Raw genomic sequence first — 18,747 nt, forward strand, 5'->3', positions numbered from 1 at the left:
GGGCCGAGTGGGGCCGACCTCACGTCCGTCCGCCTTTCATGACGTGCCTGTCAGCAAATAAGGTGCAGTCATGGAGTTCCTCTACAACGTCTTCGTCGCGCTGCACTTCGTCGGCTGGGCCATCGTGCTCGGCGGCTACCTCGCCTCGCTCCGGTCGCCGGGGCTGTACAAGGGGGTCTTCCACGGCGCGCTCACGGCGCTCGTCGCGGGGGTCGTCATGGTCGGTATCGGTGAGGCCTCGGTCTGGGGAGACGACGGTCCGAGCATGGCCAAGATCGGCGTCAAGCTCACCGTGGCGCTCGTCGTCGCCGTCCTCGCGTTCGTCGCCAAGCGTCAGGGCGACCGCGCCTCCGACGGCGCGGTCGTGCCCGGCGTCAAGCACGCGATCGGCGGACTGACCCTGGTGAACGTCCTCGTCGCGGTCTTCTGGAACTGAGCCCCCGTTGACCTGTGACTATGTGCATGATCCACTAGTCGCATGGTCCTCAAGTTCCTCGTCCTCGGTCTCCTCACCGTCCGGCCGATGACCGGCTATGACCTCAAGCGCGCGTTCGACTCGTCGGTGCGGCACTTCTGGGTCGCCGACCGCTCGCAGCTCTACCGCACCCTGGCCGGCCTCGTCGACGCCGGGCTCGCCGAGGTCGAGGTCGTGCCGCAGGAGAGCTACCCCGACCGCAAGGTCCACCGGATCACCCCGGCCGGGCGCGAGGCGCTGCGCGACTGGCTCCGCTCGCCGCTCGAGCCGGAGGACTCGCGCGAGCCGTTCCTCGGCCGGATCTTCTTCGCCGACCAGCTCGACGCGGACGGCGTGGCCGCACTCCTCGCCGACCGTCGTGCCCAGGCCGAGGAGGCGGTCGCGGCCCTGAGCGCCGAGGAGGCGAGGGTCGCGGCGGCGACGGAGCAGGGCGAGGCCGACGCGTCCGGGGTGCGCGGGTCCCCCGGGCTCGCGCTGCGCCTTGCCACCCTGCGCAACGGCCTCGCCCACGCCCGCGCCGAGCTCGCGTGGCTCGACGAGACCGAGCGCGAGGTGCTCCGGTGACGCCGCCGGCCGCCGTCGGGCACCACCCGGCGCGCCGCCCGGGTGCACCGGGCGCGCGGGACGCGGCCGTCGTCCTGCTCCACGGCGGCAACGTCGCGTCGTGGATGTGGGAGCCACAGGTCGAGCTGCTCGACGACCTCGACCTGTGGACGCCCGACCTCCCCGGCTTCGGGGCACGGGCCGCGGAGGACTGGGTCTCGCTCGACGCCGCGGCCGACGACGTCGCCGCGACCCTCGAGGCGCTTCCCGCCGGGAGGTCCGCGCACCTCGTCGGCCTGTCCTTCGGCGCGATCGTCGCCCTGCGGGTCGCCGCCCGGCAGCCCGGGCTCGTGGCATCGGTCGTCGCGTCCGGGGCCGTCCTCGACGGCGTCCGCGGGGTCGCCGGAGCGGTCGGCCGGGCCCAGCTGCGGGTGTGGGACCGGCCCTGGTACTGGCACGGGCAGGCGCGCGCGATGGGCATCCCGGCCGACGCACGGGAGGTGTTCGTGCGCTCGGGCCTCGCGATCCGCCGCGCGACCGAGGAGCGCATCGTCGACGAGGTCTACCGCGGTTGCTGGCCCGACGGGCTCGAGTCGTCCGGCGCCCGCGTCCTCGCCGTCGCGGGGTCGCGCGACCTGCGCGCGGCCCGGGACGCGCTGACGACGGTCGCGCGCCGGGTGCCGGACGCCGTCGTGCGGCTCGCCCCCGGGATGCACCACCAGTGGAGCGCGGAGGACCCCGAGCTGTTCAGCGCGATGATCCGCTCCTGGGTGGTCGACGGCGTCGCGCACCCCGGGCTCGTGCCGCCCGACAGCCGCTGAGCGCGCGCAGGCGCCGCTCGTGCGAGAGTGGCGCGCGTGAGCGTGGGTGGAGAGGTCCTGGTCGGCCTGGCGATCCTCGTCGGTCTCGTGGGGATCGTCGTGCAGGTCCTGCCGGGGAACGTGCTCGTGCTGGGCGCCGTGCTGGTGTGGGCGATCGTCACGGGCGGGACGGCGGCCTGGGTCTGCTTCGCCCTCGCCGCGGTGTTCGTCGTGGCCGCCGAGGTCGCGCAGTACGTCCTCGCCGGGCGGCACATGCGCCGCGCCGAGGTCCCGTGGTCGACGCTCGTCTGGGGCGGGATCGCGGGCGTCGTCGGCTTCTTCGTGATCCCGGTCGTCGGGCTGTTCGTCGGGTTCGTGCTCGCCGTCTTCCTCGCCGAGCTGATCCGGCGTCGCGACCGTCGCACCGCCTGGCGCGCGACGGTCGCCGCGATGCAGGCCACCGGCATCACGATCCTCGTCCAGCTCCTGGGCGGTCTGCTCGCGGCCGCGACGTGGCTCGTCGGCGCGTTCGTCGTCTGAGCGCACGCACCGGGTCCCGCACCGGCCGAGATCAGCCGCCCGGCTCCATGACGTAGAGCGCGTTCCCGTCGACGTCGCGCAGCGAGAACATCGGCGGCACGCCCTCCCAGCGCAGCAGCTCGTCGACGTCCGCCCCCGCGGCCGCCAACGCCTCGTGGTCCGCGGCCGCGTCCGACGTGAGGAGGCGGATGCCCGTGTCGACCCCGGTCGGCCGCCCGTCGGCCCGGACGAGGGCGAGCGACGTCGTCGCGCCCGGCGGGGCCACCTCGATCCACCGGAAGCCCTCCTGCAGCTCGCCGTCCATGCGGACCTCGAGGCCCAGCGTGCCGGTGTAGAACGCGAGCGCGCGGTCCTGGTCCGCGACCGGGACGGCGACGGTGTGCACGCCGGTCAGGTGCGTGGTGGACATGACGGACCTCTCCTCCCGCCGCGCGCTCGCGCGGCACCCGGCATGGTGACGTCGGGCACGGCGAGAACTCATCGCTCGCCGCGTCGTGCGCCCGGCGGCAGCGTCGGCGTGGCCCCGTGGACCGGTGTGTCGGCCCGGGCGCCTACGCTGGGAGGGCCATGACATCGCTCTTCGACAACCTCCCGCTGCCCGGCCTCGACACGCTGTTCGACGGCCCGCGCGTCGACCACGGCGGTGAGGCGCGCCTGCCGCGCACCGCACCCCGCTGGTCCGACGACGCCGTGGTGCCCGAGGCCGCCGGCTCGCCCGCCCGCACGACGGGGGCGACCACGCCCAGGGGCGAGAGCGCGGGGGAGCGGCGCGGCCGGTACGCCCACATCGACCCCGAGGCGCTGCTCGAAGGACTCAACCCGCAGCAGCGCGAGGCCGTCGTGCACGCCGGCGGCCCGCTGCTCATCGTCGCGGGCGCCGGCTCGGGCAAGACGCGCGTGCTCACGCACCGCATCGCGCACCTGCTCGCGACCGGCCGCGCACGGGCCGGCCAGGTCCTCGCGATCACGTTCACCAACAAGGCCGCGGCGGAGATGCGCGAGCGCGTGGCGCACCTCGTCGGTCCGGCCGCGCAGAGCATGTGGGTCTCGACGTTCCACTCCGCGTGCGTGCGGATCCTGCGTCGCGAGGCCAAGACGCTCGGGCTGCGGTCGAGCTTCTCCATCTACGACGCCGCCGACTCCCAACGGCTCATCACGCTCGTCACGCGCGAGCTCGACCTCGACCCGAAGAAGTACACGGCGCGGTCGCTCGCCAACAAGATCTCCGACCTCAAGAACGAGCTCGTCGATCCCGAGACGTACGCGCGCGAGTCCGGCGCGCGCGCGACCGAGGACGGTCTCGCGGAGCATCCCGGGGCGCGCGGCGCCCAGGTGCCCGAGTTCGACCAGGTGCTCGCCGACGTCTACACGCGCTACCAGGCGCGCCTGCAGGCGGCCAGCGCGCTCGACTTCGACGACATCATCATGACCACGGTCAACCTGCTCCAGGCGTTCCCTGCCGTGGCCGAGCACTACCGGCGCCGGTTCCGGCACGTGCTCGTCGACGAGTACCAGGACACGAACCACGCCCAGTACGTGCTCGTGCGCGAGCTCGCCGGCGTGGGCGCCGACTCCGCCGCGACCGACCCGGCGACGAGCGGCACCGGCGAGGCGCAGGTCCCCGCGCTCGACCCCGCCGAGCTCACCGTCGTCGGCGACGCCGACCAGTCGATCTACGCCTTCCGCGGCGCGACGATCCGCAACATCCTCGAGTTCGAGGCCGACTACCCGGACGCCCGCACGATCCTGCTCGAGCAGAACTACCGCTCGACGCAGAACATCCTCTCCGCCGCCAACGCCGTGATCTCGCGCAACCCCGACCGCAAGCCCAAGCGGCTGTGGACCGACTCCGGCGCGGGTGCCAAGGTCATCGGCTACGTCGCCGACAACGAGCACGAGGAGGCGCGGTTCGTCGCCGAGGAGATCGACCGCCTCGGCGACACGGACGGCGTGCGGCCCGGCGACGTCGCCGTCTTCTACCGCACCAACGCCCAGTCCCGCGCCCTCGAGGAGGTGCTCATCCGCGTCGGCCTGCCGTACAAGGTCGTCGGCGGCACGCGCTTCTACGAGCGGCGCGAGGTCAAGGACGCCGTCGCCTACCTACGGGCCATCGACAACCTCGACGACGACGTCAACCTCCGCCGCGTCCTCAACGTGCCCAAGCGCGGGCTCGGGGACCGCGCCGAGGGTGCCGTCGCGGCGCTAGCGGACCGTGAGCGCATCTCGTTCGGCGCCGCCCTCGACCGCCTTGACGAGATCCCCGGCCTCACCAACCGCACGCTCAACCCGCTGCGCGCCTTCGCCGAGCTCATGACCGGCCTGCGCGAGCTCGCGGACTCCGGCGCGACTCCCGCCGACGTGCTCGGTGCCGTCCTCGACCGCACCGGCTACCTCGCCGAGCTGCGCGCGAGCGACGACCCGCAGGACGCGACGCGCGTGGAGAACCTCGCCGAGCTCCACGCCGTCGCGGCCGAGTTCACCGAGCTCGACCCCGAGGGCACGCTGTCCGACTTCCTCGAGCGCGTCTCCCTCGTCGCGGACGCCGACCAGATCCCCGAGTCCGACGCCGTGGACCAGGACGACGCCGGCGAGGGCCAGGCAGAGCCGGCGCAGGACCCGGGCGTCGTGACGCTCATGACGCTCCACACCGCCAAGGGGCTCGAGTTCCCCGTCGTCTTCCTCACCGGCATGGAGGACGGCACCTTCCCGCACATGCGGTCCCTGCACGACGACGCCGAGCTCGCCGAGGAGCGTCGCCTCGCCTACGTCGGCATCACCCGGGCGCGCGAGCGGCTCTACGTCTCGCGCTCCGCCGTGCGCTCCGCCTGGGGCATGGCGAACGAGTTCCCGCCCAGCCGGTTCCTCGAGGAGATCCCCGACGAGCTGTGGGACTGGCGGCGCCGGGAGTCGTCGATGCAGACGCTGCGCGCCGGGGGGTCCGTCTGGGGGCGGGGCTCCGGATCGTGGTCCGGCGGGCGGTCCGGTTACGGGGCGCGGTCCGGGGCCGACGACGCCGGGTCTACCATCCGCGGTCCTCGTTCCTCGGACCGCTCCCGCCAGACCCGCCACGACCCGGCGTCGTCGGCCCCGGCCCGCTCGTCGTTCGGGTCGCCCGGGCGGTCGCCCGGAGGTGGAGGCGGCGGCGGGGCGACCTTCGGGTCGGCGACGCCGCGGCAGGACGCCGACATCCCGAGCCTGTCGGTGGGGGACAAGGTGACGCACGACGCCTACGGGCTGGGGACGGTCGTCGCGCTCGAGGGGGCGGGGCCCAACGCCGTCGCGAAGATCGACTTCGGTGCGGACGGGACGAAGCGGCTGCTTCTGCGGTACTCGCCGGTCACGAAGCTCTGAGCCGGGCGTCGCGCACCGGCTGACGTCAGGCGGTCGGCGCCGACGGGTCCGAAGTCGCGGGCGGAGGTGACGCTGTCGCGCCGGTCGTGCCCCTCGTGTTCGTCGCGTCCGTCGTGTCGACGCCGTCGCGGCGGGCGTCGAGCACGGTCTTGGCGACCGTGCCGACCACCGCACCGAGGATCGCCGGGACGGTGACGGCCGGTCCGGCGTCCGTGCACAGCAGCACGGCAAGCGTCAGGGCCGTGACCGGCATGCCCAGCACGACGGCCGCCCCTGCCGCGATGCCGCACGCCACCTGCGCGCCCACGGCGGCCCCGGGCAGACCCGCGGCCGCCGCCGCGCCCACCGCGCACCCGACGAACACCGCGGGGAAGATCGCCCCGCCCCGGAAGCCCGCGCCCAGGCTCAGCGCGTACGCGACCGTCTTCACGACGGCGACGACGACGAGCGTGCCGACGGCCGTCGTCGCCGTCACCGTGCCGAGGGACTGCTGGCCGGAGAACAGCACGACGTCGACGTCGACGCCGGTCGTGGCTCGTACGGCGAGCGCGAGCCCGCCGATCGCGAGGCCCGCGACCGCGAGCGCGACCGTCGGCGCACGCCGCGCGACGTCCCGGAGGGACTCCGCGCTGCGCGTCGCGAGGACGACGAGCGCCGTCGTCGCGAGCGCGGTGACGAGGCCCCACCCGAGGTCGGCGACGTGGACGGTCGGGTAGGCGGCGAGGTCTCCGGTGGTCAGCGTGCTCGTGTGCACGCCGGGCCAGTCGCCGACACCGACCCGCACGAGGTCGCCGGTGCCGAGCGCGACGAGGACGGGCACCATGGCGCGGGCGGGTCCCGGCCCGTCGTCCGCCCGGGGTGCGTGCAGCAGCGCCTCGAGCAGCAGGAGCGCGGTGACCAGCGGGCTGCCCAGGACGACGCCGATCGCCGCGCCCGCCCCCGCGAGCACGAGCACGCGCGACGGGCCGGGGCCGACGCGCCCGGCGGCCAGGACGCCGATGCCGGCGCCGAGCGCGAGGAGCGGCGCCTCCGGACCGACGACGGCCCCGAACGCGAGCGACCCGAACGCGGCGAGCAGGATCGACAGGAGGTCGCGCGGCGCGGCGCCGAACGACAGCCCGTCGAGCGGGTGGTGGCCGCCACGACCGGGCAGCCGGACCGCGAGGGCGACCAGGAGCGCGCCGACGAGGAGCACGCCGAGGACCCACCACCACGGGGGCTCGTCCGCACCGAGCGACGCCGGCAGCGTGGTCCACAGGACGTTCTCGGCACCGTGGACGAGCGAGGTGAACGCGGTCGCGGCCACCGCGGCGACGGCACCGACGACGGCCGCGAGGGCGACCAGGAGCGCGAGCTGGCGCGCCTGCGTCCGGTCCGCCGACATACGGCGAGTGAACCACGCCTCGCACCGGACGGCGCGGCGTCAGGACGCGGCGCGACGCCCCCCGCCGTCCCCGGACCGCAGCGCGTCGAGGCTGCCGCGGAGCGCGGCGACGTCCGAGCCCGCGTGGTCGAGGGTGGCGACCAGGGTGCCGTGCGCCGTCGTGCCGTCCTCGCGCAGGAGGGCGAGGAGCACGTGGCCCGAGTCGATGCTGCGCGAGCCGGCGCGGACCGCCTCGCGCAGCGAGAGCTCGAGCGCCTTCTTCGCCGCCTTCGTGAAGGGCAGGTGCCCGCGGCGGGGGCGACGGCCGGCCCGGTCCAGCGCTCCTTCGCCGAAGGCGGCGTCCGCCCGGGCGCGGACCGTGTCGAGGTCGATGCCGAGCGACGCGAGCGCCTCCGCGTCGAGCGGCTCGCCGCCCTCCGCGACGGCGAGGCGCTCGAACGACGCGCCCGTGACGCCGACGGCGGCCAGGGCGCGCGCGCCGACCCCGCCCGGCTGCTCGGCGAGCGCGACGAGCAGGTGGACCGTGTCGATCGAGGCGGCGCCGCGACGTCGGGCCACCGCCTGGGCGCCGACGACGGTCGCGCGGGCGTCGGACGAGAAGCGTTCGAACATCATGACCTCCGGTTCCGGGACGTGCCGTACTTCTTGTGCACCGCCTGGCGGCTCACGCCGAGACGCTCGGCGATCTCCTGCCACGACCAGCCGAGGCCGCGCGCGTTCTCCACCTGGAGCGCCTCGAGGCGCTCGGCGAGGGCGCGCAGCGACCGCACGGCCCGCAGGCCCACGTCGGGGTCGGGGCTGCTCGCGTCCTCCATGTCGATCGTCCGCATGGCGTCAACCTAGATTGACGACCTCTCGGTTGTCAACCCTTGTTGACGCTCTGGCGTGACGAAGGGAACACCGGGTGCCGCGGACTGGTTCCCGGGCCCGGTAGGCCCTCCGGGCGTCGAGGGCTACCCTGTACGGGGATGTCTTGACGTCGAGACATCGGTCATGCCGCAGACGGCGCATCAGACGGAAGGACGCAGCAGGGTGGACCTGTTCGAATACCAGGCGCGCGACATCTTCGAGAAGCACGGCGTGCCCGTGCTGGGCGGTGTCGTCGCGACGACGCCGGACGAGGCCCGGGCGGGCGCCGAGCAGCTCGGCGGCGGCACCGTGGTCGTCAAGGCCCAGGTGAAGACCGGCGGCCGCGGCAAGGCGGGCGGCGTCAAGCTCGCCCACTCGCCCGAGGAGGCCGCCGAGAAGGCGTCCGAGATCCTCGGCATGGACATCAAGGGCCACACGGTCCACCGCGTGATGGTCGCCGCGGGCGCCAAGATCGCGGAGGAGTACTACTTCTCGGTGCTGCTCGACCGGGCGAACCGCTCCTACCTCGCGATGGCGAGCGTCGAGGGCGGCATGGAGATCGAGCAGCTCGCGGTCGAGCGCCCCGAGGCGCTCGCGCGCGTCGCGGTCGACCCGACGGTGGGCATCGACGCGGCGAAGGCCGCGGAGATCGTCGAGGCCGCCGGCTTCGCCGAGGACGTCCGCGAGGCCGTCGCCCAGACGATCCAGAAGCTGTGGACGGTCTACCAGGCGGAGGACGCGACGCTCGTCGAGGTCAACCCGCTCGTCAAGACCGAGGACGGGCAGGTCGTCGCGCTCGACGGCAAGGTCTCGATCGACGAGAACGCCGGGTTCCGCCACGCGGAGCACGCCGAGCTCGAGGACAAGGCCGCGGCCGACCCGCTCGAGGCGAAGGCCAAGGAGAACGACCTCAACTACGTCAAGCTCGACGGCGAGGTCGGCATCATCGGCAACGGCGCGGGCCTCGTCATGAGCACCCTCGACGTCGTCGCGTACGCCGGCGAGGCGCACGGCGGCGTGAAGCCCGCGAACTTCCTCGACATCGGCGGCGGCGCGTCCGCGGCCGTCATGGCGGCGGGCCTCGACGTCATCCTGAACGACCCGCAGGTCAAGAGCGTGTTCGTCAACGTCTTCGGCGGTATCACCGCGTGCGACGAGGTCGCGAACGGCATCGTCCAGGCCCTCGGCATCCTCGGCGACGAGGCGAACAAGCCGCTCGTCGTGCGTCTCGACGGCAACAACGTCGAGGAGGGCCGTCGCATCCTCGCCGAGGCGAACCACCCCCTCGTGACGCTGGCCGAGACGATGGACGGCGGCGCGGACGCGGCTGCCGCTGCCGCGCACGCCGCCTGAGCCCGCCCGAGACGATTCGAGAAGAGAACAGACACAGACATGGCAATCTTCATCAACGAGGACTCCAAGGTCATCGTCCAGGGCATGACCGGCTCGGAGGGCATGAAGCACACGACGCGCATGCTCGCGTCGGGCACGAACGTCGTCGGCGGCGTCAACCCGCGCAAGGCCGGCCAGAGCGTCGAGTTCCCCGGTGACGTGACCGTCCCCGTCTTCGGCTCCGTCGCGGAGGCGATGAAGGAGACGGGTGCGGACGTCTCCGTCATCTTCGTCCCGCCGGCCTTCACGAGGGCCGCCGTCGTCGAGGCGGTCGACGCGCGCATGCCGCTCACCGTCATCATCACCGAGGGCGTCCCGGTCGCGGACACCGCCGAGTTCTTCACGCTCGCGCAGCAGGCGGGCGTGCGCCTCATCGGCCCGAACTGCCCCGGCGTCATCAGCCCCGGGAAGTCGAACGTCGGCATCATCCCGGCGAACATCACCGGCCCGGGCAAGGTCGGCCTCGTGTCGAAGTCCGGCACGCTGACCTACCAGATGATGTACGAGCTGCGGGACTTCGGCTTCTCCACGGCCATCGGCATCGGCGGCGACCCGGTCATCGGCACCACGCACATCGACGCCCTCGCGGCGTTCGAGGCGGACCCGGAGACCGAGGCGATCGTCATGATCGGCGAGATCGGCGGCGACGCCGAGGAGCGCGCCGCGGCGTTCATCAAGGAGAACGTCACGAAGCCGGTCGTCGGCTACGTCGCGGGCTTCACCGCCCCCGAGGGCAAGACGATGGGGCACGCGGGCGCGATCGTCTCCGGCTCGTCCGGCACCGCGCAGGCGAAGAAGGAGGCCCTCGAGGCCGCGGGCGTCAAGGTCGGCAAGACGCCGTCCGAGACCGCCGCGCTCATGCGCGAGATCCTCTCCTGACCCCACGGGGCCACGCGCCCCGCGGTCCTCGTCGACGCCCCGCCCCGGTCACCCGGGCGCGGGGCGTCGTCGTCCCCGGGCGGGCGGGTACGCTGGCGCGCCGGGAGCGTTCACCCGCAGCGCGCACGCGATCGATGACGATGGGGACCATGAGCACCACGACCGGACGCCGTACCCGCCCGCACACGGTGGAGGGTGCGCCCGCGCCGCAGCCGCTGGCACCGCGTCGTGCGCTCTCCGGGGCGCTCGCCGCGCTGCAGGCCCTCGCGCTCTCCCTCGCCGTGGTCGTCCTGCCGGGCGTGGTGGCGTACGTCGCGGCGTCCCCCGACGCGACGGGGGGCGGCTGGGGGACGTCCGTCGCGGTGGCCGCCGGGATCTGGCTGCTCGGCCACGGGGTCCCGCTCGTGGCGAGCGGCGCGACCGTCACGCTCGTCCCGCTCGGGCTCACCGCGCTCGCGCTGTTCTGCTGCTTCGCGTCGGCACGCCGCTCCGCGCACACCGCGCTCCCCGCGTGGCTCGCCGGGACCGCGACGTACGGCGTCCTCACGCTCGGCGTCGCGGTGCTCGCCGGGACGACGACGGCGTGGGGCCTGGTCCTGGCGCTCGTCGGGGGAGGGGGCGTGGCGGCCGTCGGGCTCGGTGCGGGGATCCTCGCACGCCCCGACGCGCCCGGCGTCGCCGAGCTCGCCCGCGGTGCCGACCGGTGGCTGCCGCGCACCGTGCGGCTCGGCCTGCGGGGAGGGCTGCTCGGGTCGAGCCTTCTCGTCGCCGTCTCCGCGGTCGTGGTCGGCGCCTGGGTCGTCGCAGGGCGCGCGACGTCCGCCGACATCGTGGTGGGTCTCGCGCCCGGCCCGGTCGGCGGCGTGGTGCTCGCGGTGGCCCAGCTCACCGTGCTGCCCAACCTGGTGCTGTGGGCGGCGGCGTGGCTCGTCGGGCCCGGGTTCTCCGTGGGAGAGGGCAGCACGTTCGCGGCGTCCGGCTCCGAGCCGGGTGCGCTGCCGGCCGTCCCGCTGCTGGGCGCGCTGCCCGGTGACGACTGGACGAGCGCGCTCACCGCGTGGCTGCCCGCGGCCGTGGTGGTCCTCGGGGTGGTCGCCGGCTCCTACGTCGCGCGCCGGCTCGCCGCGGTGTCCCCGGCGGGAGAGATCCGCTGGTCGGACCTGGCGCTGGCGCTCCTCGGCGTGGTGGCCGGGACGGGTCTGCTGCTCGGTGTCGGCACCTGGCTGGGCAGCGGCGCCGTCGGACCGGGCCGGTTCGCCTCCGTGGGGGCGGACCCGCTGCTCGTCGGCCTGCTGGCGGCGGCGGAGATCGGCGGGGGCGCAGCACTCGCCCTGCTCTGGGCCCGCCTGGACCCCCTGGGTCGTCGGCGCTGACCGTCAGGGCCGGGCGGGCGCCGGGACACCGGTGATGCCCGAGACCCATCCCTCGATGTCCTGCAGCCTGTCCGTCTCGCACCGCTCCTGCGCGGCGACCGTGATCGCGCCGTCGACGCAGCGCTGGTAGTCCGCCTCGACGTCCCACGCCACGAGCGTCCCGAGCGTCTGCAGGGCGATCACCCCCGCGAGGCCCACGCCGAGGCCCAGCACCGGGACGAACGCACCCCGCACGCGGGCCCGGCGCGCGGCCACGATCGCGCGCACCCCCACGACGATCGCCACGACGGCCACGGCGAGCGCCGCCGTGCGCCACGGGAAGCGCAAGGCGCTGACCAGGACGACGGCCAGCATCAGGAGGCCGAAGTACAGGCCGCGGCGGGTCGCGAGGCGCGCAGCCTCCGGGTCCACGGGCTCCGGCGGGCGACGCGGCTCCTGCTTCCGAGGACCCTCCTGCGGGCCGCGACCCTGCTGCGGGCCGGGACCCTGCTGCGGGCTCCCGGGTCGCCCGTCGACCGGTCGCTCGGGGGCGGGTCGTCCGGGCTCGTCGGGACGGGGCGGGGCGTACGGGTTCCCCAAGACTGCTCCTCGGTCGTCGGCGGGCTCGCGGTACATTCTCCCACCGGGGCGTGGTGCGGCGCGGCCACCGTCCGGCTCCCGCCCGTGCCCCGGCCAGACGACACCGCCCACCTCAGGGAGCACCGTGCAGACGCCCACCGGCCACCCCGTCGAGTCCACGTCCGCGGCGCGCGTCGTCGTCCTCGTGTCCGGGGCGGGCAGCAACCTCGCCGCGATGCTGGCGGCCCACGAGGACCCGGCCTACGGGGCGCGCGTCGTCGGGGTCGTCTCCGACAAGCCGGCCGCCGGCGGCCTGGAGCTCGCCCGCGCCGCCGGCGTGGCCGCGGTAGCCGTGGAGCCCGGCGACTTCGCGGACCGGTCCGCCTGGGACGCGGGCGTCGCCCAGGCCGTCGACGTGTTCCGTCCCGACCTCGTCGTCCTGGCCGGCTTCATGCGGATCCTCGGCCCCGCGTTCGTCGGTCGGTTCGCAGGTCGCACCGTCAACACGCATCCGGCGCTGCTGCCGTCGTTCCCCGGGGCGCACGGCGTGCGCGACGCGCTCGCGTACGGCGTCAAGGTCACCGGCTGCACCGTCCACGTCGTCGACGACGGCGTGGACACCGGCCCGATCATCGCGCAGACCGCCGTCGCGGTGCAGGACGCCGACGACGAGGAGAGCCTGCACGAGCGCATCAAGGTCGCCGAGCGCGCCCTGCTCGTCGAGACGGTGGGCCGGATCGCGCGCGACGGCATGCGGGTCGAGGGACGCCGCGTCGTCCTCGGCCGACGGTGAGGATCACGCCGGCGGCGTGGGGGGTCGGTCGGGCTGCTCAGCCGTCGCGCCGGTCGTGACGTCGCGCGGGGCGAGCACCGTGAGCACCTGGTACGCCTCGCGCGCCGCGTCGGGCGCGTCGCGCGCCTCGCGCAGGGAGTGCTCGGACCAGCGCTCGAGGAGCGCCTCGAGCTCGTGGGCCATCTCCCTCGCCTGCTCGGCGGTGAGCACGAGGGCGCTGATGGCCAGCATGCGGTCGTCGCGCGGGCCGTCGGTCTCGGTCGCGCGGCGGAACGTCTCCTCGGCCCAGGAGAGCGCGGGGCGGACGACGTCGCGCACGGCCCCGGGCGTCGAGGGTCGGACGGCGTAGCTCTTCGCGGCGTTCGCCCAGACCCGGTCGCGCCGGTCGCGCGCGTGCTCCGGCGCCTCGACGATGAGCCCGGCCTTCGCCAGGACGCGGAGGTGGAAGCTCACGGCGTTCGCCGGTTCGCCCGTCGCCCGGGCGAGGTCCGCCGCGCGCGCGTGCCCGAGCGCGGCGAGCTCCATGAGGATCCGCTGGCGCAGGGGGTGCGCGATGGCGCGCAGCGCGGGCGGGTCGTGGACGTCGAAGGTCTCGAGCACGCCTCGAGGGTAGGCGCCACCGCGATCTTGCGCAACGACAGTCGCGCAATAGGTATTGCGCAACGATGCGTGCGGGGTCTACGGTCCCTGGCATGGCCACGACTCCCACCGACCGCACGACGCCGGCCGCCGTCCCGCTCACCGCCGAGGACGCCACGCCGGTCGTCCCGCCCCCGCTCCGGCGGAACCGCTCGTACGTGCTCCTCATGGCGGGGCTCACCGCCGAGTCCGTCGGAGCCGGCGTCGCCCTGTTCGCCGTACCGCTCGTCGCGTACGCGCTCACCGGGTCGGTCGTGCAGGCCGGCGTGGTCGCCGCCGTGGGGCAGGCCGGTGCGCTCCTCGCCACGCTGCCCGCGGGCGTCGTCGCGGACCGCGTCGACCGGCGGCGCCTCGTCGTGGCCGCGGCGAGCGTCGGCGCCGCGCTCTGGGCGACCGTCGCCGTGGCGGCTGCCACCGGGGCGCTCACGGCGTGGCACCTCGCCGCCGTGCTCGTCGGCGCGTCGGTCGTCGGTGCGCTCGTGGACCCCGCGACCAGCGGCGCCTTCCGCGCGGTCGTCCCCGTGCCCCAGCTGCCCACAGCGCTCGCAGCCGCCCAGGGCAGGGACGCGGCCGCGAGCCTGCTCGCCGGCCCGGTGGGCGGCGTGCTCTACGCCGTCGCGCACGCGGCCCCGCTCGCTGCGGCGGCCGTCGGGCACCTCGCCACCGCGGTGTGCACGTGGTTCGTGCGCGAGCCGCTCAACGGCGACGTCGCCGAGGCCCGCGCGACCCGCCCCGTCGCGGCCCTCCGCGAGGGACTGCGCTTCGTGTGGTCGGTGCCGCTGTTCCGCGCGCTGCTCGGGCTGTTCGTCGTCATCAACGTCGCGTTCGGCGGGCTCATGGTCGGCATCAACCTCGAGCTCGTGTCCACGGGCACGGCGCCCGTGCGCATCGGCCTCGTCGACCTCGCCGTCGGCGTCGGCGTCCTCGTCGGCGCGCTGCTCGCGCCGCGGCTCGTCGCACGGTTCCGGGCCGGCGCGCTCGTCGTCGTCGCGCTCGGCGTGCTGGCCCTCGGCGCGGTCGTCATGGCGGCCCTGCAGTCCTACGTCGCCTACCTGGCCGTCCTCCCGTTCGCCGTCCTGCTCGTGCCCGCGGTCAACGCCGGCCTCTCGGGCTACGCGGCGGCCATCACCCCGCCCCGGATGCAGGGGCGCCTGTCGTCCGTCATGGGACTGACCGGTCTCGCGGCGGGCCCGCTCGTCCCGCTCGTCGGCAGCGGCCTGCTCGACCGGTACGGCATCGGCGTCGCGCTCACCGTGCTGGCGGGACTGCTCGCCGCGACCGTGGCCGTCCTCAGCACCGTGCGCTCGCTGTGGCGCGTCGGCACGCCCGACACGTGGGCGCAGGACGCGAGCGACCTCGCCGTGGCGGCGGCCGTGGGCACGGTCCACGACGTGGACCCGGGGGAGGACCCGAGGGAGGGCCGGGGCGGGACGGCACCGGGCCGCTAGACTGAGGACGGCCGCGACTGGCGAGGGTGGGAACGACCACCGGGGAGCGGCCGAGTCAACCTGCTGTGCGTCGACCGCCTGGGCGCCTGGGTTCTGCCACTCGGCACCGCGCTGGCGTCCTGCCCGGACCGCACGGTGCACCGACCGCGACCCGGAGGAGCTCCTCGACCATGAGCGCGCCCGCACCCCACGTCCCCACCTCGCCCGACGTCCAGCTCGCCGACGACGCGCAGCGGCCCGTGCGCCGCGCCCTGCTGAGCGTCTACGACAAGACCGGTCTCGTCGAGCTCGCGACCGCCCTGCACGGAGAGGGCGTCGAGCTCGTCTCCACCGGCTCGACCGCGTCCACCATCTCCGGCGCCGGCATCCCCGTGACCCGGGTCGAGGACCTCACCGGGTTCCCCGAGTGCCTCGAGGGCCGCGTCAAGACGCTGCACCCCCGGGTGCACGCCGGCATCCTGGCCGACTCGCGCAAGCAGGACCACCTCGACCAGCTCGAGCAGCTCGACATCGCGCCGTTCGAGCTCGTCGTCGTCAACCTCTACCCGTTCGCCGCGACCGTCGCGTCCGGCGCCGGTCCGGACGAGGTCGTCGAGCAGATCGACATCGGCGGGCCCTCCATGGTCCGCGCGGCGGCGAAGAACCACCCGAGCGTCGCCGTCGTCGTCGAGCCCGCGGCCTACGACGCCGTCATCGACGCCGTCCGCACGGGCGGGTTCACGTACGCCCAGCGCAAGGCGCTCGCGGCGGCCGCGTTCGTGCACACCGCGACGTACGACGTCGCCGTCGCCTCGTGGATGGGCAACGTCGTCTCCCCGACGGACGACGTGGTCCGCGAGGACGGGACGACCGCGTCGAGCGGCTTCCCCGCGTGGATCGGTGCGACGTGGGACCGCGCCGACGTGCTGCGCTACGGCGAGAACCCGCACCAGCGCGCCGCGCTGTACACGACGGGCCACGGGCCGAGCGGCCTCGCGCAGGCCACGCAGCTCCACGGCAAGGCGATGAGCTACAACAACTACGTCGACGCCGACGCGGCGTGGCGCGCCGCGCACGACCACGCCGAGCCGGCCGTGGCGATCATCAAGCACGCCAACCCGTGCGGCATCGCCGTGGGTGCCGACGTCGCCGACGCGCACGCCAAGGCCCACGCGACCGACCCCGTCTCGGCCTACGGCGGCGTGGTCGCCGCGAACCGCGTCGTCACGCGCGCCGCGGCCGAGCAGATCGCCCCCGTGTTCACCGAGGTGGTCGTCGCGCCCGGGTTCGAGCCCGAGGCCCTCGAGGTGCTGCGGGCGAAGAAGAACCTGCGCCTCCTCGTGGTCGACGGCGCGCCGTCCGCAGCGGTCGAGACGCGGCCGATCAGCGGGGGGCTCCTCGTGCAGGACGTCGACCGCGTCGACGCCGTCGTGACCGACGCCGAGGGTGCCGTCACCGGTGGCGACGACCCGCAGCACTGGACCCTGGTGACCGGCGACGCAGCCGACGAGGCCACGCTCGCCGACCTCGCGTTCGCGTGGCGCGCGGTGCGCGCGGCGAAGTCCAACGCGATCCTCCTCGCGGCCGACGGCGCCGCCGTGGGCGTCGGCATGGGGCAGGTCAACCGCGTGGACTCGTGCCGCCTCGCGGTCGAGCGCGCGAACACGCTCGCCGAGGGGCAGGAGCGCGCCCGCGGAGCCGTCGCCGCGTCCGACGCGTTCTTCCCGTTCGCCGACGGCCTGCAGATCCTGCTCGACGCCGGTGTGCGCGCCGTCGTCGCACCGGGCGGTTCCATCCGCGACGCCGAGGTGGTCGAGGCCGCGACGGCGGCCGGCGTGACGATGTACTTCACGGGCACGCGCCACTTCGCGCACTGACCGCGGGCTCCGCGGCGCGCCGTCACACGAGCGCGTCGCGGAGCCGCCGGGCGGGGTCGGCGGCGACGTCGAGGTCGAGGCGGAGCACGCCACGGTTCGCCGCACGGCGCACCGCCCCGACGTCGCGCGCGGAGTCGACGAGCAGCACCGCGCGGACGGCCGTCCCCCCGCCGGCGTCCGCCTCCGCGACACCGGGCTCGAGGTAGAACGCGGCCCAGCCGCCGGGCGCCCCGGGCGTGCCGCGCAGCACGACCTCCCCACCCTCGGGCGGCAGGCCGAACAGCGCGAGGTCGTGGCCGAGCTGCTGCGAGAAGACGTAGGGCGCGTGCGCCGCACCCGCGGACGGGTCGTCGCCCACGTGCCCCAGCATCGCCCGGACCGTCGGCTCGGGGTCGTGGAGCGCGGCCGACCAGTGCCCGCCCGGCACGCGGCCGAGGTGCGGGTGCTCGCGGGTCGCGCAGTCCCCGACGGCCCACACGCCCGGCACGCCCTCCACGGCACCGGTCGTGCCGACGGGGACGGAACCGCGCTCGTCGACCGGCACCGCGCCGTCGAGCCACGACGTGGCAGGACGCGCGCCCACCGCGGCGAGCACCACGTCCGCGGCGACGTCGGTGCCGTCGGCGAGCAGGACGCCGTCGGGCCGGACCTCGACCACGGCCGCACCGGTCGTGAGCCGGACGCCGGCCTCCCCGTACCAGGGCGCCAGGTGGGCACCCACGGTGGCACCGAGCTGCCGCTCGAGCGGGGCCGCGCCCGCCTCCACGACCGTGACGTGCGCCCCCGCACCGGCGGCCACACCGGCGACCTCGGCCCCGACCCAGCCCGCGCCCACGACCACCAGCCGCAGCCCGGGTCGCACCCTCGCACGCAGCCCCTCGGCGTCCGCGGCCGAGTGCAGCACGCGGGCCGCGTCCCAGCCCCGCGGTCGCACCGGCTCGGAGCCGACCGCGAGGACGACGGCGTCCGCCTCCCGCCGGGCGCCCGACCGCGTCGTGACGACGTGCGCGAGCGCCCCGTCCTCGACGGCAGGCTCGAGCCGCACCGCGGCGTCGTCGAGGCGGACCTCGTCGGCGAGGGCGTCGACGTCGACGCCGATCTCCGTCGCGAGCCAGGCCGGCTCGGGTCGGGTCAACAGCTCCTTCGACAACGGTGGGCGGTCGTAGGGTGCGACGCCCTCGGCGCCGAGCAGCGTGATCGTGCCCGTGTACCCCTGGTGCCGCAGCTCGGCCACGGTCCGGGCACCGGCGAGCCCCGCGCCGACCACCACGACGGACGACGGGACGCGCCCGGCGGACGGGGCGTCGTCGGCGGGCAGGAGGGGGCGCGCGGGGGTCGGCATGGACGTCACGCTAGGCCACGGCGGTAGGCTTCCGGACGTGGACGGGGGAGAAGCGTGAGCGACGTCACCGCTCGGGGTGCGGTCGCCCCGCGGTCGGCGATCGTCCCGTCGTGGCACCACGTGCACGACGACGGGACGCCCGGCGAGCAGGGGACGACGCCCGTTCCCGACGGCGACCGGTCGCCGTCGGCGCCGGTCCCGGGGCCGCGCGCGGGTCTCGGCGCGGGCCGGCAGCCGGCGATGTGGCTCGCCGTCGCGGGCGTGGGCCTGACGACCCTGGTGGCGCTGCTCGTCGGTGCGCGCGCCGCCTGCCTGGTGCTGGCCGGCGTCCTCGCCGTCGCCGGTCTGTGCCGGGCGGTGCTGCCCGGCCCCGGCCCGGTGGGGATCACCGTCCGTTCGCGCGGCCTCGACACGTTCCTCTTCCTGGCGCCCGCCGTCGCGATCGCGTTCCTCGCGCTGACGCTGCGCGGCGACGTCTGACACACCCGACGACGACGGAGGGCGCCGGCCCGTCGTGACGGACCG

General features: G+C 75.3%; 19 protein-coding genes and 1 riboswitch. Of the genes, 12 read left to right on the top strand and 7 right to left on the bottom strand.

The window, feature by feature from the left end; all coding sequences use genetic code 11:
- The first annotated feature begins 70 nt into the window (after positions 1-70).
- From ACFTZA_RS07215 to ACFTZA_RS07230, 4 genes are read left to right on the top strand one after another with little or no spacing between them, the layout of a single operon-like run.
- Positions 71-436, top strand: a complete 366-nt coding sequence (locus ACFTZA_RS07215; RefSeq protein ID WP_378192275.1) for a hypothetical protein — start codon at positions 71-73, stop codon at positions 434-436.
- A gap of 42 nt (positions 437-478) precedes the next feature.
- On the top strand, positions 479-1,039 hold the full coding sequence (locus ACFTZA_RS07220) for a PadR family transcriptional regulator (RefSeq protein WP_378192277.1): 561 nt from the start codon (positions 479-481) through the stop codon (positions 1,037-1,039).
- The gene (locus ACFTZA_RS07225; protein ID WP_378192279.1) at positions 1,036-1,839 is read left to right on the top strand and encodes an alpha/beta fold hydrolase; all 804 of its coding nucleotides are present in this window, start codon (positions 1,036-1,038) and stop codon (positions 1,837-1,839) included. The genes ACFTZA_RS07220 and ACFTZA_RS07225 overlap by 4 nt, the downstream gene beginning before the upstream one ends.
- Positions 1,840-1,875: 36 nt before the next feature.
- Complete coding sequence (locus ACFTZA_RS07230; RefSeq protein WP_378192281.1) at positions 1,876-2,358, top strand: DUF456 domain-containing protein; 483 nt, start codon at positions 1,876-1,878, stop codon at positions 2,356-2,358.
- Positions 2,359-2,389: 31 nt separating this feature from the next.
- Here ACFTZA_RS07230 and ACFTZA_RS07235 read toward each other — a convergent pair whose 3' ends face one another.
- The gene (locus ACFTZA_RS07235) at positions 2,390-2,767 is read right to left on the bottom strand and encodes a VOC family protein (protein WP_378192283.1); all 378 of its coding nucleotides are present in this window, start codon (positions 2,765-2,767) and stop codon (positions 2,390-2,392) included.
- 158 nt (positions 2,768-2,925) lie between these two features.
- Here ACFTZA_RS07235 and pcrA point away from each other — a divergent pair, with 158 nt between their 5' ends.
- Positions 2,926-5,709, top strand: a complete 2,784-nt coding sequence (pcrA, locus tag ACFTZA_RS07240; protein WP_378192285.1) for a DNA helicase PcrA — start codon at positions 2,926-2,928, stop codon at positions 5,707-5,709.
- A gap of 25 nt (positions 5,710-5,734) precedes the next feature.
- On the opposite strand, the gene ACFTZA_RS07245 is transcribed toward pcrA, so the two are convergent.
- Genes ACFTZA_RS07245 through ACFTZA_RS07255 form a run of 3 tightly spaced genes read right to left on the bottom strand, consistent with a single transcriptional unit; the run spans position 5,735 to position 7,923 of the window.
- On the bottom strand, positions 5,735-7,093 hold the full coding sequence (locus tag ACFTZA_RS07245) for a chloride channel protein (protein ID WP_378192287.1): 1,359 nt from the start codon (positions 7,091-7,093) through the stop codon (positions 5,735-5,737).
- A 39-nt stretch (positions 7,094-7,132) separates the two neighbouring features.
- On the bottom strand, positions 7,133-7,708 hold the full coding sequence (locus ACFTZA_RS07250) for a Clp protease N-terminal domain-containing protein (RefSeq protein WP_378192289.1): 576 nt from the start codon (positions 7,706-7,708) through the stop codon (positions 7,133-7,135).
- Positions 7,705-7,923, bottom strand: coding sequence for a helix-turn-helix domain-containing protein (locus ACFTZA_RS07255; protein WP_378192291.1), 219 nt, complete (start codon positions 7,921-7,923; stop codon positions 7,705-7,707). Before ACFTZA_RS07255 ends, ACFTZA_RS07250 begins: the two co-directional genes overlap by 4 nt.
- A 202-nt stretch (positions 7,924-8,125) precedes the next feature.
- Here ACFTZA_RS07255 and sucC point away from each other — a divergent pair, with 202 nt between their 5' ends.
- The 3 genes from sucC to ACFTZA_RS07270 all read left to right on the top strand — a co-directional run bounded on the left by sucC (position 8,126) and on the right by ACFTZA_RS07270 (position 11,586).
- Positions 8,126-9,295 carry an ADP-forming succinate--CoA ligase subunit beta gene (gene sucC, locus ACFTZA_RS07260; protein ID WP_378192293.1) on the top strand — a complete coding sequence of 390 codons (1,170 nt, stop codon included), beginning with the start codon at positions 8,126-8,128 and terminating at the stop codon, positions 9,293-9,295.
- A gap of 39 nt (positions 9,296-9,334) precedes the next feature.
- Positions 9,335-10,213 (top strand): succinate--CoA ligase subunit alpha, encoded by an 879-nt coding sequence (gene sucD, locus ACFTZA_RS07265; protein ID WP_378192295.1) that lies wholly within the window; start codon positions 9,335-9,337, stop codon positions 10,211-10,213.
- A gap of 149 nt (positions 10,214-10,362) precedes the next feature.
- Positions 10,363-11,586: a DUF6350 family protein gene (locus tag ACFTZA_RS07270; protein ID WP_378192297.1), complete on the top strand. Its 1,224-nt coding sequence runs from the start codon at positions 10,363-10,365 to the stop codon at positions 11,584-11,586.
- A gap of 3 nt (positions 11,587-11,589) precedes the next feature.
- Here the strand turns inward: ACFTZA_RS07270 and ACFTZA_RS07275 are convergent, their stop codons facing one another.
- Positions 11,590-12,165: a hypothetical protein gene (locus ACFTZA_RS07275; RefSeq protein ID WP_378192300.1), complete on the bottom strand. Its 576-nt coding sequence runs from the start codon at positions 12,163-12,165 to the stop codon at positions 11,590-11,592.
- A gap of 124 nt (positions 12,166-12,289) precedes the next feature.
- On the opposite strand from ACFTZA_RS07275, the gene purN reads away from it, so the two are divergent.
- Entirely contained in the window at positions 12,290-12,937 is a 648-nt protein-coding gene (gene purN, locus ACFTZA_RS07280) for a phosphoribosylglycinamide formyltransferase (protein WP_378192302.1), read from the top strand.
- 3 nt (positions 12,938-12,940) lie between these two features.
- Here the strand turns inward: purN and ACFTZA_RS07285 are convergent, their stop codons facing one another.
- Positions 12,941-13,537: an ArsR/SmtB family transcription factor gene (locus ACFTZA_RS07285; protein ID WP_378192304.1), complete on the bottom strand. Its 597-nt coding sequence runs from the start codon at positions 13,535-13,537 to the stop codon at positions 12,941-12,943.
- 92 nt (positions 13,538-13,629) lie between these two features.
- Between ACFTZA_RS07285 and ACFTZA_RS07290 the strand changes: the two genes are divergently transcribed.
- A complete protein-coding gene (locus ACFTZA_RS07290; RefSeq protein ID WP_378192306.1) occupies positions 13,630-15,024 on the top strand; it encodes an MFS transporter in 1,395 nt (464 codons plus the stop codon).
- Between the two features lie 3 nt (positions 15,025-15,027).
- A riboswitch (ZMP/ZTP riboswitch) is annotated at positions 15,028-15,115 on the top strand.
- 79 nt (positions 15,116-15,194) lie between these two features.
- Complete coding sequence (gene purH / locus ACFTZA_RS07295) at positions 15,195-16,880, top strand: bifunctional phosphoribosylaminoimidazolecarboxamide formyltransferase/IMP cyclohydrolase (protein ID WP_378192308.1); 1,686 nt, start codon at positions 15,195-15,197, stop codon at positions 16,878-16,880.
- A 22-nt stretch (positions 16,881-16,902) separates the two neighbouring features.
- On the opposite strand, the gene ACFTZA_RS07300 is transcribed toward purH, so the two are convergent.
- Entirely contained in the window at positions 16,903-18,222 is a 1,320-nt protein-coding gene (locus ACFTZA_RS07300) for an NAD(P)/FAD-dependent oxidoreductase (RefSeq protein ID WP_378192310.1), read from the bottom strand.
- A 54-nt stretch (positions 18,223-18,276) separates the two neighbouring features.
- Between ACFTZA_RS07300 and ACFTZA_RS07305 the strand changes: the two genes are divergently transcribed.
- Positions 18,277-18,702 (top strand): DUF3017 domain-containing protein, encoded by a 426-nt coding sequence (locus ACFTZA_RS07305; protein ID WP_378192312.1) that lies wholly within the window; start codon positions 18,277-18,279, stop codon positions 18,700-18,702.
- The last annotated feature ends 45 nt before the right edge of the window (positions 18,703-18,747 follow it).

Source organism: Cellulosimicrobium sp. NPDC057127 (genome assembly GCF_042670945.1).
GTDB lineage: Bacteria > Actinomycetota > Actinomycetes > Actinomycetales > Cellulomonadaceae > Cellulosimicrobium.